13 protein-coding genes and 3 pseudogenes are annotated in these 13,728 nt (G+C 70.7%); 13 read left to right on the top strand and 3 right to left on the bottom strand.

Annotated elements, in window-relative coordinates; translation table 11 throughout:
- Positions 1-6 precede the first annotated feature (6 nt).
- Positions 7-1,233 carry an aminotransferase class I/II-fold pyridoxal phosphate-dependent enzyme gene (locus H3H54_RS17585; protein WP_262424871.1) on the bottom strand — a complete coding sequence of 409 codons (1,227 nt, stop codon included), beginning with the start codon at positions 1,231-1,233 and terminating at the stop codon, positions 7-9.
- A 360-nt stretch (positions 1,234-1,593) separates the two neighbouring features.
- On the opposite strand from H3H54_RS17585, the pseudogene H3H54_RS19830 reads away from it, so the two are divergent.
- Positions 1,594-2,327: pseudogene (locus tag H3H54_RS19830) on the top strand (amidase).
- Positions 2,308-2,877 (top strand): annotated as a pseudogene (locus tag H3H54_RS17575) (amidase family protein); the annotation flags it as partial. The pseudogenes H3H54_RS19830 and H3H54_RS17575, both read left to right, overlap by 20 nt.
- 46 nt (positions 2,878-2,923) lie before the next feature.
- On the opposite strand, the gene H3H54_RS17570 reads toward H3H54_RS17575, so the two are convergent.
- Both H3H54_RS17570 and H3H54_RS17565 read right to left on the bottom strand, forming a co-directional pair.
- On the bottom strand, positions 2,924-3,619 hold the full coding sequence (locus H3H54_RS17570; protein WP_262424869.1) for a hypothetical protein: 696 nt from the start codon (positions 3,617-3,619) through the stop codon (positions 2,924-2,926).
- 3 nt (positions 3,620-3,622) lie between these two features.
- Positions 3,623-4,144, bottom strand: a complete 522-nt coding sequence (locus H3H54_RS17565; protein ID WP_262424868.1) for a GtrA family protein — start codon at positions 4,142-4,144, stop codon at positions 3,623-3,625.
- 240 nt (positions 4,145-4,384) lie between these two features.
- Here H3H54_RS17565 and H3H54_RS17560 point away from each other — a divergent pair.
- The 11 genes and pseudogenes from H3H54_RS17560 (at position 4,385) to H3H54_RS17510 (ending at position 13,715) form a co-directional block, all read left to right on the top strand.
- Positions 4,385-5,184 (top strand): annotated as a pseudogene (locus H3H54_RS17560) (hydroxymethylpyrimidine/phosphomethylpyrimidine kinase).
- A gap of 131 nt (positions 5,185-5,315) precedes the next feature.
- On the top strand, positions 5,316-6,101 hold the full coding sequence (locus H3H54_RS17555; protein ID WP_262424867.1) for an amino acid ABC transporter ATP-binding protein: 786 nt from the start codon (positions 5,316-5,318) through the stop codon (positions 6,099-6,101).
- A 55-nt stretch (positions 6,102-6,156) separates the two neighbouring features.
- Positions 6,157-6,318 (top strand): hypothetical protein, encoded by a 162-nt coding sequence (locus tag H3H54_RS17550; protein WP_262424866.1) that lies wholly within the window; start codon positions 6,157-6,159, stop codon positions 6,316-6,318.
- Positions 6,315-7,127, top strand: a complete 813-nt coding sequence (locus tag H3H54_RS17545; RefSeq protein ID WP_262424865.1) for a glutamate ABC transporter substrate-binding protein — start codon at positions 6,315-6,317, stop codon at positions 7,125-7,127. Before H3H54_RS17550 ends, H3H54_RS17545 begins: the two co-directional genes overlap by 4 nt.
- 99 nt (positions 7,128-7,226) lie before the next feature.
- A complete protein-coding gene (locus H3H54_RS17540; protein WP_262424864.1) occupies positions 7,227-7,946 on the top strand; it encodes an amino acid ABC transporter permease in 720 nt (239 codons plus the stop codon).
- A 16-nt stretch (positions 7,947-7,962) separates the two neighbouring features.
- Entirely contained in the window at positions 7,963-8,781 is an 819-nt protein-coding gene (locus H3H54_RS17535; RefSeq protein ID WP_262424863.1) for an amino acid ABC transporter permease, read from the top strand.
- A 21-nt stretch (positions 8,782-8,802) separates the two neighbouring features.
- On the top strand, positions 8,803-9,627 hold the full coding sequence (locus tag H3H54_RS17530) for a class II glutamine amidotransferase (RefSeq protein ID WP_262424862.1): 825 nt from the start codon (positions 8,803-8,805) through the stop codon (positions 9,625-9,627).
- 128 nt (positions 9,628-9,755) lie between these two features.
- Positions 9,756-11,390, top strand: coding sequence for an OmpA family protein (locus H3H54_RS17525; RefSeq protein ID WP_262424861.1), 1,635 nt, complete (start codon positions 9,756-9,758; stop codon positions 11,388-11,390).
- A gap of 170 nt (positions 11,391-11,560) precedes the next feature.
- Complete coding sequence (locus tag H3H54_RS17520) at positions 11,561-12,400, top strand: ABC transporter ATP-binding protein (RefSeq protein WP_262424860.1); 840 nt, start codon at positions 11,561-11,563, stop codon at positions 12,398-12,400.
- Positions 12,397-13,047: an ABC transporter permease gene (locus H3H54_RS17515; RefSeq protein ID WP_262424859.1), complete on the top strand. Its 651-nt coding sequence runs from the start codon at positions 12,397-12,399 to the stop codon at positions 13,045-13,047. Before H3H54_RS17520 ends, H3H54_RS17515 begins: the two co-directional genes overlap by 4 nt.
- The gene (locus tag H3H54_RS17510; RefSeq protein ID WP_262424858.1) at positions 13,044-13,715 is read left to right on the top strand and encodes an ABC transporter permease; all 672 of its coding nucleotides are present in this window, start codon (positions 13,044-13,046) and stop codon (positions 13,713-13,715) included. Before H3H54_RS17515 ends, H3H54_RS17510 begins: the two co-directional genes overlap by 4 nt.
- The last annotated feature ends 13 nt before the right edge of the window (positions 13,716-13,728 follow it).

Raw genomic sequence — 13,728 nt, 5'->3', positions numbered from 1 at the left:
CGCGGCTCAGCGCCGCGACGCCGCCCAGGCGTCCAGCTGCTCGAGCGCCCGCTCGATCGTGGGGCGGGATTTGCAGAAGGCCAGCCGCAGGAAGGAGCTCGCCTCCCCGGCCTCGCCGTCGCGGTAGAAGGCCGACAGCGGGATCGCCACCACACCGGCCTCCGAAGGCAGGCGCTCCGCCAGGCCGACGGCGTCGGGCTCACCCAGCGGGCCCGCGTCCGCGACCGTGAAGTACCCGGCCTCGGGCACGCTCACGCGGAAACCGATCTCGCGCAACCCGTCGGTGAGCAGGTCACGCCGGGAGCGGAGATCCGCGGCGAGGTCGTGGAAGACCGAGGTCGGCAAACGCAGCCCCGCTGCCACTGCGGGCTGGAACGGCGCCCCGGAGGAGTAGGTGAGCCACTGCTTCACTCCGGTGATCGCGGTGACCAGCTCCGGACGGGCGGTGATCCAGCCGATCTTCCAGCCCGTGACGGCGAAGGTCTTGCCGGCCGAGGAGATCGAGATGGTGCGGTCCTGCGCGCCGGGCAGAGTCGCGATCGGCAGATGCGCGGGACCGAAGGTGAGGTGCTCGTAGACCTCGTCGGTGACGATCAGCGCGTCGTGCCGTGCCGCCTCGTCGACGATCGCCTGCAGAGCGCCCACCCACAGCATCAGCCCGGTGGGATTGTGCGGGGTGTTCACCAGCACCAGCCGGGTGCGGTCCGAGAACGCCGCACGCAGCGCCTCCTCCTCGACATCGAGCACCAGGTCCCCGGTGGTCTCGTCCTCGCGCGGGACGAGCGGCACCGTGCGGTGCACCCCGCCGGCCAGCGCGATCATCGCCGCGTACTGGTCGTAGAACGGCTCGAGCGTGATCACCTCATCGCCCGGCTCGACCAGGGCGAGGATCGTCGCCGCGAGCGCCTCGGTGGCACCGGTGGTCACCAGCACCTCGCTCGCCGGATCCCAGCGCAGCCCGTACCACTGGGCCTGATGCTCCGCGATCGCCTCGCGCAGCACCGCTTCCCCAGCCCCGGGCGGGTACTGGTTCCGGCCCTGACGGATCGCGTCGACCGCGGCCTCGGCCACCGCGGGCGGCGGCGAATCATCCGGGTAGCCCTGCCCGAGGTTCAGCGCACCGTGCGCGCTGGCGCGCGCCGACATCTGCGCGAACACGGTCGGACGGGCCTCGCCATCCTTCAGCAGGCCGGCAGCGGCGGCAGCGCGGGTCCAGGGGCCGGTGATCTCCATGGTCCGAGTCTGTCAGAGACTGCGCGGTGCGGCACCGGCGCAGGCGTCTCGGACCGGCTGATCACGAATCGGCGCTCCGACATCGCCGCTGATCGATCCCGCTGCACGCAGCAGGGCGGTGAACAGGACCCATCGATTGGTGCCCGGGCTCTGGGTGGCCGACACTCTGAAGACCTGGACCGTGGGCGGCATCGTTCCCGGAATCTGACCCTGCTCGACGAAAACCCTGTTCGACGAAAACCCTGCTCGACGATAGAGGATGACGTGCATTACAGATCAATCAGCGAGATCGCCAGCCTCATCAGCACGCGGCGGATATCGGTCGCCGAACTGCTGGAGCACCAGCTGAGTCGGATCGAGATGCTCGATGGTGAGCTGGGCGCCTTCTCCCATGTGGATGGCGAGGGGAGCCGCCGCAGTGCCGCTCGTCTGGACGCGGAACTGGCCGCGGGGCGATGGCGAGGCCCGCTCCACGGAGTGTCGATCGCGGTCAAGGACATCTATGGCATCGAGGGACAGCCCTTCGAGATCGGGATGCCGCTGCGCAGGGGCATACGCAGCGGATCCACCGCGACGGTGGTCCAGCGCCTCGAAGAGGCCGGCGCCATCATGCTCGGAAGGCTGCACCAGACCGAGGGCGTCTACTCCGAGCACATCCCCCGTTCACTGCGCCGAAGAACCCGTGGGACAGCTCGCGCTGGGTCGGCGCCTCGTCCAGCGGGAGCGGGGTGGCCACCGCCGCGGGCCTCGTACCTGCCGCGCTCGGCTCCGACACCGGCGGCTCCATCCGGATCCCCTGCTCAGCCGCCGGGGTCAGCGGGCTGAAGCCCACGTGGGGGCGGGTGAGCCGTCATGGCATCTTCCCCTTCGCGGCGACCCTGGACCACCCCGGACCGATGGCGCGCACGGTGGCCGACACCGGTCTTCTGCTCCAGGTGATGGCAGGCCACGATCCGCAGGATCCGAGCACGTCGCTCGAGCCGGTGCCGAACCTGTCCCCAGCGCCAGCCTCCGCTGTGAGGGGCGCCGGATCGGAGTGGACTTCGACTATGCGTACGAGGGCGTCACCCCGAGGTCGCGAAAGTGCTGGATGATGCGATCGCGGTGTACGAGGAGCTCGGCGCCGTCATCGTCCCGATGAAGTTCCCGGACAGCGAGCAAGCCATCGAGGACTGGTTCAAGGTGTGCGGGGTGCAGGCGTACCAGGTGCATGCGGCGTGGTTCGCGGAGCGCCGCGACGAGTACGGGCCTGCGCTGCGGGACCTGCTGGAGCTGGGCGGTGCGGTGAGCGGCGCGGAGTACCAGGAGCTGATCCTGCGCAGGATGGACTACTCCGGCCGGGTGTACGAGGCTCTCGAGCCGGTGGACGCGATGCTCATCCCCGGCCTGCCGTTCGAGGCCCCTCCGGCGGCGGACATGATGACCATGGACGAGCAGAAGATCGCTGATGTCCACCGCTTCACCGTGCCCTTCACGATGTCTCAGACGCCCACCGTCACCATGCCCGGAGGGTTCGCCGCCGGCAGCGGCATGCCGCTGTCCGTGCAGCTCGTCGCCGGGTGCTTCGAGGAGAAGGCGCTCGTCGAACTCGGATCCGCGTACCAGTCCGTGACGGAATGGCACGGGCGCCACCCGGACCTCTGAGCCCGGCCCGGGGATGCCCGGGAGCGGCGGACCGCGGCCCGACGGCTCAGCGGTTCGCGGGCCGCCGCACGTTCTCGATGAGGATCGGCATCAGGTTCTGCACCGTCCGGTCCGCCTTGCGCAGCGCATGCCCGTAGGCGCGGGCATGCTTGCGCACCAGGCGGCTGGTGACGATCTGGGCCCCGGCCGCCGCGATCGGCTCGTAGTCGTCGTCGGCGCGCACCATCGCGCGCAGGTAGTCCTCGCTGGCTCCCAGGAGCCGCGCCTCCACCCACTCGCGCACCACCGGGGAGGTGCGGTGCACCGCGAACCAGCGCTCGACGGCCTGCTCGAGATCATCGGCGTCGGCCTGCAGGTTCCACAGCCGGCCCCGGTAGTCGCGCAGCGTCTCGGTGAGCTCCGTGGCCAGCTCCTCGTGCCAGTCATCGAGATCCGACTGCTCGATCAGGGACAGCGCCGCGCGGTGCCTGCGGGGAAGCACGGAGATCTCGCTGAAGCCCTGCGTGTAGGTGGGGCGCTGGAGGGCCAGCAGCAGCGGCTGCACGATCCGCAGCGAGACCCGCCGGGCGACCTTCCGCGAATGGCGCTGGTCAGCCCAGATCTGCAGCAGCCACAGCGCGAGGCCGATGAGCAGGCCGGTGATGCAGCCGATCACCATGTCCGGCCAGAAGGTCGACCAGTCCCCGGGCCAGGTGGGGCCTGTGGCCAGCAGCGGGGCGGGAGCGGTGAGCGTCGTGGTCATGGCTCAGCGCTTCGGGAAGACGAAGCGACCGTAGGTGACGTAGCGGAAGGAGGTCGAGACGATCTGGCCGATGAACGTCCCGGAGACGTTGTCGGCCAGCACCGAGTCCAGCCCGAGCACGTACCGCGAGAACCCCAGGCACGACAGCTGCAGCCCCGCGGCGATGAGGTTGATCAGGATGAACATCATGATCGAGCGGGTGGTGTCCGGCCGCGGCCGGTCGCCGAAGGTCCACAGCCGATTGCCGAGATAGGTGAGGCAGGACGCGATCGCGATGGCGATGATCTTCGCCGTCAGCGGGCTAGCGTGCATCAGGCCCTCGCCCCAGCCGTGCGTGGGATGCCAGAACACCAGCAGGTTGTACATCGCGGCGTCGAGCAGGAACACGATCCCGCCCACCACCAGGAACTTCAGGGTGGGGCGGAGATGCTCGGCGAACAGCGACGCCGCGCCTGAGCGCGCAGGGGTGCTGGGGGAGGGGGCAGGCGGAGCGATCTCCTCCGTCGTCGAATCCGGCGTCAGCACGACCGGCACTGTACCCGAGGGGATACCATCGGACCTCGGCCGCTGCGACGGGCCGGAGCGACCTCACAGCCGCTCCAGGCCCTGGGAGCGCGCGGCCCGACCGTTGCGACGGGCAGGCGGGACCCCTCGGGGACCGGGCCCTGGGAGCGCGCGGTCACCGCCGCTGCGACGGCCCCGTCGGCACCGACGAGAGGCCTGGGAGCGCACGGCACCGGAATCGACACCTCCAAGGAAGGCCCCATGACTCACGTCGCCCTCACCATCGCCGGCTCCGAGACCACCGGAGGCGCCGGGGCGCAGACCGACCTCAAGACGTTCCACCAGCTCGGCACCTTCGGCACCGCTGCCCTGACCTGCATCGTCTCCTTCGATCCGAAGAACAACTGGGGCCACCGCTTCGTGCCCGTGGACCCGCAGGTGATCACGGACCAGATCGAGGCGACGACCGCCGTGCACGAGGTCGACACCGTGAAGATCGGCATGCTCGGAACCCCGTCACGATCGACACCGTCGCCGCCTCGCTCGCCGAGCGCTCCTTCACGAACGTGGTGCTGGACCCGGTGCTGATCTGCAAGGGCCAGGAGCCCGGCGCCGCGCTCGACACGGACAACGCGCTCAAGGAGAAGATCCTGCCGCTGGCCACCTTCGTCACCCCGAACCACTTCGAGGCGCTCACCCTCTCCGGGATGGACAGCATCGAGAGCGTCGAGGACCTCACCGAGGCCGCCCGCCGCATCCATGACACCTACGGCGTGATCGTGCTGGCCAAGGGCGGGGTCGTGCTCGAGGGCGACGACGCCGTGGACGTCTTCTACGACGGTGAGCAGACGGTCGAGCTGCGCAGCCCGAAAATCGGCGAGCACCGGGTCTCCGGTGCCGGCTGCACCCTGGCCGCTGCGGTCACAGCCGAGCTCGCCAAGGGCGCCACCCCGCTCGAGGCCGCCCGCGTCGCGAAGGCCGTGGTCACCAGCTCGATCGAGCACCGCCAGGAGGGCGCGACCCCGTTCGACTCCGTCTACCAGGGCGCCTACCGGGCCTGACCGCGACCACCGGGCGGGGCGCATGCGGCGCGCCCCGCCCGGCAATGTGAACGCCGGTCACGAAAGCGTTCCGACATGCGGTCGCCCGTGCCGTGATGTGGACAGATGCTCCGGGGCAGCATTCTCGGACCATGAACGAGAGCAGCACGCCCCGGGAGGCGCCCCGAGGCAAGACGATCGGCGAGCCCCTCATCTCCGCGCGCGGCGTCGACAAGTTCTTCGGCGACTTCCAGGCGCTGAAGAACATCGACCTGGACATCCACCGCGGCGAGGTGGTGGCGCTGATCGGTGCCTCCGGCTCCGGCAAGTCCACCCTGTGCCGCTGCCTGAACCGGCTGGAGACCATCACCTCCGGCGAGATCACGATCGACGGCGAGCGGCTGCCCGAGGAGGGCAGGGACCTCACCCGTCTGCGCGCCGACGTGGGCATGGTGTTCCAGAGCTTCAATCTCTTCCCGCATCTCAAGGCGATCGACAACGTGACCCTCGGCCCGAGGAAGGTGCGCGGCGTCCCCAGGGCCGAGGCGGATCAGCAGGCGAGGGAGCTGCTCGAACGCGTGGGCCTCTCCGACAAGGAGAACTCCCTTCCCACCGCGCTCTCCGGCGGTCAGCAGCAGCGCGTGGCGATCGCTCGGGCACTCGCGATGAAGCCCAAGGCGATGCTCTTCGACGAGCCCACCTCGGCGCTGGACCCCGAGGTGATCAACGAGGTCCTCGACGTCATGACCGAGCTCGCCGAGCAGGGGATGACGATGCTCGTGGTCACCCACGAGATGGGCTTCGCCCGACACGTCTGCGACCGCGTGGTCTACATGGACGAGGGCGAGATCGTCGAGCAGGGCGAGCCCGAGGAGTTCTTCACCGCCCCGCGCAGCGAACGGGCGAAGGCGTTCCTGTCCAAGATCCTCGCGCACTGACAACCCCACCGACCACCCCGCTCCATCCGGAGCGGTCGAGAGACCGGAGAGATTCATGACCACCACCAGCTTCCGCCCAGGTCGCCGCGCCGTCGTCGCCGCCGCTGCCGCCCTGCCTCTGATCGGCTTCACCGCCTGCTCCTCCGACACCGGCGAGGGCCCCGACCTCGGAGGTGGGGACGAGGGCGGCGAGGAGGGCTCCCCTTCGCCGACGTGATCGCCTCTGGCCCGGTGGCCGCCGAGGACGCCATCGCCGCGAGCCCCTGGGCCACTGCCATCAAGGACAAGGGCCAGCTGATCCGCGGCGGCACCGTCGCCAACCAGGTGTTCTCTCTCGCCTCGACCTCGGGCGGCCAGCCCACCGGCTTCGACGCCGGCCTCACCCAGCTGCTGGCGAAGTACATCCTCGGCGACGGCGGCGAGGAGAAGGTTGAATATATCGACACCACCGTCGAGACCCGCGAGACCATGGTCCAGAACGGCACCGTGGACTGCGTGATCGCGACCTACTCGATCACCCCGGAGCGCCTCGAGGTCATCAGCTTCGCCGGCCCCTACTACCTCTCCGGCACCGCGGTCCAGGTGCGCACCGAGGACGCCGAGACCATCGCCGGCCCCGAGGACCTCACCGGCCTGAACCTGGTCACCCAGGCGAACTCGACCGGTATCCAGGCCATCGAGGAGCACGTCACCGATCCGGGCAAGGTCGAGACCCTCCCGAACAACGAGTCCTGCGTCGCCGCGCTCAAGCAGGGCCGGGTCGACGCCTATGTCCTGGACCAGGGCGTGCTGCTGGGCAACTCCGCCGCCGATCCCGAAGTCACTGTGGTGGGGGACCCCTTCGTGGACGACCCCTACGGTGTGGGCCTCTCGCAGGACAGCGAGGACGCCCTCGAGTTCGTGAACACCTTCCTGCAGGAGCTCATCGACTCCGGCGCCTGGGATGCCCTGTGGACCGCGACCATCGGCGAGGTCATCGACGGCGAGGCACCCGAGCCGCCCGTCCCCGGCGAGCTGCCCGCCTGATCCTCCGGAGGCCGTTCGCGGCCTCCGCCCCGGGGCCGACGGGGCCGCCCGTGCTGAGCGGCGCCCGTCGGCCTTCTCCGACCGCACCGAGAGGACCTCATGGAAACGCTCCACGGGATCATCCAGTACCTGCAGGAGAGCATCGCCCTGCTCGGAGACAACCTCCCGCTGCTGCTGCAGGGGATCGGCTACACCGTGGCGCTCACGCTGCTCGGCTATGGGTTCGCCCTGATCCTGGGAACCGTGCTCGCGGTGTGCCGCGTCAGCCCGATCCCGCCGCTGCGCTGGGCCTCCGCGGTGTACGTCGAGATCTTCCGCAACATCCCGCTGCTGAGCCTGCTGATCCTCATCGCCTTCGGTCTGCCGGACGTCGGCCTGCTCCTGCCCTACTTCTGGTGCGGCGTGCTGGGACTGACCCTGTCCTCGGGCGCGTTCGTCTGCGAGAACGTGCGCTCGGGCATCAACACGGTGCCTGTCGGGCATGCGGAGGCCGCCCGCTCGATCGGGCTGGGATTCTTCGGGACGCTGCGCTTCGTGGTGCTGCCGCAGGCCTTCCGGGCCATGGTCCAGCCGCTGGTGAACGTGTTCATCGGCACCGTGATCGGCTCCGCCCTGTGCTCGGCGATCGCCGTCAGCGAGATCACCTGGGTCACCCAGACCCTCAACATCCAGTCCGGGCGCGCCGTGGTGATGTTCCTGGTCGCCGGCGCCGTGTACCTCGGGATGTCGCTGGGCGGGGCGGCCCTCGGCGGCGTGATCGAACGGGCCGTGGCCCCGGGCGGCACGGGGCGTTGCGCACCCGCACCGCGCTCGACGTGACGGCGGGAGCGCAGGCATGAGCAACTCCGCCACCCAGGTCCTCTTCGACGCTCCCGGCCCCAAGGGCCGCCGCCGCATCCTGCTGCTGTCCATTCTCAGCGTGCTCGCGATCGCCGGCCTGCTCGCGGCAGGGCTCTGGCAGTTCCACGCCAACGGGCAGCTGGACCCGAACAAGTGGGTCGTCTACCTGCGGGCGGACTACCTCGCCTTCCTCGGCCAGGGCCTGTGGGGGACCCTCAAGGTCACCGCAGCCGCGGCCGTGGTCGCCTTCCCCTTCGGCCTGCTGCTGGCGCTCGCACGCCTGTCGCGCTCCTCGCTGCTCCGCGCCATCGCGATCACCTGGATCGAGTTCTTCCGCGGCATCCCGATGCTGCTGGTGGTCTACGCCTTCCTGCTGGCCCTGCCCGCTTTCGGTGTCACCTTCCCGCGGTTCTGGATGCTGGTGATCCCGATGATCCTGGTCTCGAGCGCCGCCACCGCCGAGGTGTTCCGCGCCGGCATCAAGGCGGTGGACCGCGGTCAGCACGAGGCCGCGGCCGCGATCGGGCTGAGCCGACGCGACGCGATGGCCTCGGTGGTGCTGCCCCAGGCGGTGCGCCTGGTGCTGCCCAGCCTGATCCTCGCCCTCGTCACGCTGCTGAAGGACTCGACCCTCGGCTACGTGGTCAGCTACAACGAGCTGCAGTTCCAGGGCAAGACGCTGGTCTCGATCACCCGCTACCTGGTGCAGACCTACCTGGTGGTCTCGGTGATCTACATCGTCATCAACCTGCTGCTGACCCGCATCGCGCTCGCGCTCGACGCGCGGATGAAGGCCCGCGCCGTCGCGTCCTGACGCGCGCAGAAGGAGGAGTCCGTGTGCCGTCTGCTGGGTGTCGTCTCGCGCGGTGAGCGCCCGCTGCCCGACATCGTGCCCGAGGAGCTGCCGCTGTTCACGGCCCTGTCCGAGCGGCACAAGGACGGCTGGGGCGTGGCCTGGTATCCCTCCGGCACGGGGGCGGACGGCGGGGACGACCCCGCACCGCTCCTGCCGCATCTGCGCCGGGGCACCGACACCGCCCGAGTCTCGAACGCGTACGGGGACACGATCGCGGAGGCGCGCGGCGAGGTGATCGTGGCGCATCTGCGCCGCGCGAGCGTGGGCTTGGCGCTGACCCCGGAGAACACCCACCCCTTCGTCGAGGGACCTGTGACCTTCAGCCACAACGGTCAGTTCGACCTCTCCGACGAGCTGCGGGAGCGGATCCTCGCCCGCGGCGGGCGAGCCCCGCTCGGCACCACGGACTCCGAGCTGTTCCTCTCGCTGATCACTGCCTGGGCCGACGAGCTGCCGCCGCGCGACGGCCCGCTGGACTGGGCGCTCGCGGTCCAGCACGCCGCCGCCGAGCTCACCGCGCTGTCCCTGGAGCTCTTCGGCCGTCCGCCGGAGTCGCTGAACTGCCTGCTCAGCATGCCCGGCACGCTCGTCGCCTTCGCCCAGTACGATCCGCCCCAGGCCCCGGACGATCAGCCGGCGGAGGTGTACGACCTGCGCTGGCGCGCCGACCACGACCGGGTGCTCGTCTCCTCGACCGGCTACCCGCAGGCGGGCTTCGCGACCCTCGACCAGGGCGCGGCGCTGACCGTGCACCGCGGCACGCTGCGCGTGCAGGAGCATCCTCCGCTGCCCGCGGCGATCTGAGGGTCAGGACACCGCGGAGAACGGACGACATCGGTGGAGCATGCCGACAGGAGCGAGCGGAGTCGCGACGGACCAGACTGCTGACCGCGATATTTGGGACGAGTGTCCAGCGCCGCTACTCTGGAGCGATGACCGCGCTGCGCCGCCGCACTCTGCTCGCCGTCCTCCTCGCCGGAGGCACAATGACCGCCTGCACGGAGCAGGACGACTCCGCGACGGACGGCACCGGTGGGGCGAGCGACGGCGGCGGCGAGGCGGCCGACCCGGGCGCCGTCGTCGCCGAGAGTTCGTTCTTCCTGCGGCACACCGAGGTCGCCGTCCGTCTCCACCCCATCGTGCGCAGCGGTGAGCACCTGGTGCTCACCGTCGACCTGACAGCCGAGGGCGACGCCGCCGAGTTCGAGGATCAGTACGTCGTCGGTGGGACCCTCACGGGGGAGGCGACCTCTGCCTGGTCCGACGGCTGGGGTTCTGCGAGCGGAGGGGACACGAGGGACTTCCTCGGCGTGCGCCTGGTGGATCTCGCCGGGGATCAGGTCGCCTCTACGGCCGTGGACGCCGAGGGGGAGACGGTCGGTGTCCGGGCCGACAACGGAGAGACCGCCGACTCCGGCACGCAGGCCCTCGCCGGCACCGTACAGATCGCCTTCGCGGATCCCGGCACGGACGCCCTCGCCGTCTACCTCCCGAAGCTCCCTCTGGTCATCGACGTGCCCGTCATCGAGGCCGACGTGCCCGCCGTCGAGGGCGCCGAGGAGCAGCTGGACCTCTCCGCGATCGAGGAGGCGCCGCTCGAGCCGATGCTCCTGATGTCCCAGGACCTCGCCGAGCCGCTCCGGGAGACGCGGGAGCTGGGGGCCACGACCGTCGCGATCAGCTCCGACGTCCTCTTCGACTCGAGCTCGGCCGATCTCGACCGGAAGGCGAAGAGCGCCCTGGACGAGGCCGCGCAGCGGATCGAGTCCCATGAGCCCGGCCCCGTGACGGTCATCGGCCACACCGACTCCGTAGACTCCGACGCCTCGAACCTCACCCTCTCGAAGGAGCGGGCCGCCGCCGTCGCGACGGCGCTCGAGAAGCGGCTGGACACCTCCGACTACGAGCTGTCCACCGACGGGAAGGGCGAGGCCGAGCCCATCGCCTCCAATGACACCGAGGGCGGCAAGGCGCTGAACCGGCGCGTCGAGATCGTGCTCGAGACCCCTGCTGCGCGGAGGAGGGTGACCCGCGAGATGCCCGAGTTCGAGGGGAGGGCCGGCACCGCTGCCGAGGGCGTGCGGTTCGACGGCAGCGAGCAGTGGGTGCTGCGCCCCTTCGACCTCCAGCTTGGCGCCGCCCGGATGCTCGAGGACCACCTCGTCGTCACTCTCGAGGTCACGCCGAGGGATGAGGACCGCAGCGGCGTGACGGGGATCGGGCAGTTCGACGACGGCATCGGAATGCCCACCGAGCCCGACGGCGTCAGCACGTACACCCTGCTCGCCAGCAGCGGCGCGGTCGGGGTGCTCGTGGGCAGTGTGCTCACCTACCCTGCCTTCCATCGGGCCGGCGGGCCCTCGGAGACCACCCGCCCGCTCACCGATCTCTCCCTGAACACGGCGGCCGACGGCGGGGTGCCGCGGATCCTCGAGCTCGTCTTCCCCCGCGACATCGCGGGCGTCGAGGCCGGTGCGGAGGTCGCGCTGCAGTACGGGACAACCGGGCCGCTGGCCTTCGCCAACGAGTCGAACTGGCGGATGACCGAGGTGCCGATCGGGGCGTGAGGCCGCCGCGCCCGGGACGGAGGGGCGCGCCGCTCTTCGCCCGCCGTCACCCAGGGGCGATACTGGGGAAACCCCGGCGCTCTGCGGCACGGACAGGTTGGGTCCCCGACGGACTCCCTGATCGCGGTCGACCCCGCCCCTCACCCCACGACGCCCCGTCAGGAGGCCACGTGATCGGTTTCGAGAACGTCCGCAAGGAGTACCCCGGTGGCACCGTCGCCGTGGAGGACTTCAGCCTCGAGATCGCCTCGCACGAGTCCGTGGTGCTGGTCGGCTCCTCCGGCTCCGGCAAGACCACGCTGATGCGGATGATCAACCGGATGGTCGAGCCCACCTCGGGTCGCATCCACATCGACGGCGACGACATCGCCGAGCTGAACCCGGTGCAGCTGCGCCGCAGCATCGGCTACGTCATGCAGGCCTCCGGCCTCCTGCCGCACCGCACGGTGCTGGACAACATCACCACCGTGCCCGTGCTGCGCGGCACCGGCAGGCGTGAGGCCCGCACCCGCGCCCAGGAGCTGATGGAGACCGTCGGCCTGGACCCCGCGCTCGCCGCCCGCTACCCCTCCCAGCTCTCCGGCGGCCAGCAGCAGCGCGTCGGCGTGGCCCGCGGGCTCGCCGCCGACCCGAACATCCTGCTGATGGACGAGCCCTTCGGAGCGGTGGACCCGATCGTGCGCAGCGAGCTCCAGCGGGAGCTGCAGCGCCTCCAGCACGAGCTGCGCAAGACGATCGTGTTCGTCACCCATGATATCGACGAGGCCTTCCTGCTCGGCGACCGCGTGGTGATCCTCAAGCCCGGCGGGATCATCGCGCAGGTCGGCACCCCGCAAGAGATCCTCGCCGATCCGGCCGACGACTTCGTCGCGAGCTTCGTCGGCGCCGACCGCGGGGCCCGCACCCTGCACGTCGAACGGGTCGACGGCCGTGACGTGGTGGTCGATGCCGACGGCCGCGCCGCGGGGGTCCTCGCGGCCGACGGGCCGGCGCAGGAGCGGCCCTCGTGAAATGGGTGCTCGACAATCTCGACGTGATCGCCGCCTACACCGGAGCGCATCTGGTGCAGGCGCTGCCTCCGATCCTCGTGGCCTTCGCGCTGTCCTTGCCGCTGGCGAAGCTCGCCAATTCCCGCGGCTGGCTGCGCGCCTCGGTCACCACCACCTCCGGGCTGATGTACGCGATCCCCTCGCTGCCGCTGTTCGTGCTGCTGCCGGGCCTGATCGGCACCAGCGTGCGCAGCCCCCTGAACATCTCGATCGCGCTGTCGCTCTACGGGCTCGCGCTGATGGTCCCTACCGCCTCCGATGCCTTCCGCTCGGTGAGCGGTGACGTGCTCGGCTCCGCCACTGCGCAGGGCTACGCCCCCGCCGCCCGCTTCCTGCAGGTCGAGCTCCCGCTCGCCGGGCCGGTGCTGCTGGCTGGGGTGCGGGTGGTCGCGGTCAGCACCATCTCGCTGGTCACCGTCGGCGGCGTGCTCGGGGTGCCGAGCCTGGGCATGCTCTTCACCGACGGGGTGCGACGCGGCATCGTCGCGGAGATCGCCGCCGGCATCGTGGTCACCGCCGCGCTCGCGCTGCTCACCGACGCCCTGCTGGTGCTGCTGGGCCGCGTGATCATGCCGTGGACCCGCCGGCAGGAGGGGCGGCGACCATGAACCAGAACCCCTTCCTGCAGTCCCTGCACTGGCTCGCCGAGTCCTCCCGCTGGTCCGGCCCGGACGGCATCCCGATCCGCACCCTCGAGCACCTCGGATACACCGCACTCGGGGTGGTGGTGGCCGCGCTGCTCGCGATCCCGCTGGGCCTCGCCGTCGGGCACACCGGGCGTTTCAAAGGGCTGGCGGTGGCCACGGCAGGTGCCGCCCGCGCTCTGCCCACCCTGGGCCTGGTGACCCTGTTCGCGCTGCTGATGGGCATCGGGCTCACCGCACCGCTGCTCTCCTTCGTGATCCTCGCGATCCCGTCCCTGCTGGCAGGCGCGTACTCCGCTATCGAATCGGCAGACCCCGCCACCGTCGACGCGGCCCGCGCCCAGGGCATGACCGAGCTGCAGATTCTCACCCGGGTCGAGCTCCCGCTGGGGATGCCGCTGCTGATCGGCGGCGTCCGCGGCGCGACCGTGCAGGTCGTGGCCACGGCGATGCTTGCCGCGTACGTGGGCAACGGCGGCCTGGGCCGGTACATCTTCCAGGGCCTCGGCTCCCAGAACTATCCGCAGATGATCGCCGGCTCGCTGCTGGTGATCGCGCTCGCCCTGCTGCTCGATCTCGCCCTGCTGCTCCTCCAGCGGCTCACCGGCCCGCGCAGCGCACGCACTCCATGACCCCGCCCGACCA

Source organism: Brachybacterium sp. Z12, from assembly GCF_014400405.1.
In the GTDB taxonomy this organism is placed as follows: Bacteria; Actinomycetota; Actinomycetes; order Actinomycetales; family Dermabacteraceae; genus Brachybacterium.
This window is presented reverse-complemented; position numbering and strand designations above follow the sequence as displayed.

Bases quoted from the DNA above. Each gene is read 5' to 3' on its own strand.
- H3H54_RS17570 (WP_262424869.1), bottom strand. From the start codon at position 3,619: ATGACCACGACGCTCACCGCTCCCGCCCCGCTGCTGGCCACAGGCCCC.
- H3H54_RS17550 (WP_262424866.1), top strand. From the start codon at position 6,157: ATGACCACCACCAGCTTCCGCCCAGGTCGCCGCGCCGTCGTCGCCGCC.
- H3H54_RS17540 (WP_262424864.1), top strand. From the start codon at position 7,227: ATGGAAACGCTCCACGGGATCATCCAGTACCTGCAGGAGAGCATCGCC.
- H3H54_RS17525 (WP_262424861.1), top strand. From the start codon at position 9,756: ATGACCGCGCTGCGCCGCCGCACTCTGCTCGCCGTCCTCCTCGCCGGA.
- H3H54_RS17510 (WP_262424858.1), top strand. From the start codon at position 13,044: ATGAACCAGAACCCCTTCCTGCAGTCCCTGCACTGGCTCGCCGAGTCC.
- H3H54_RS17535 (WP_262424863.1), top strand. From the start codon at position 7,963: ATGAGCAACTCCGCCACCCAGGTCCTCTTCGACGCTCCCGGCCCCAAG.
- H3H54_RS17585 (WP_262424871.1), bottom strand. From the start codon at position 1,233: ATGGAGATCACCGGCCCCTGGACCCGCGCTGCCGCCGCTGCCGGCCTG.
- H3H54_RS17555 (WP_262424867.1), top strand. From the start codon at position 5,316: ATGAACGAGAGCAGCACGCCCCGGGAGGCGCCCCGAGGCAAGACGATC.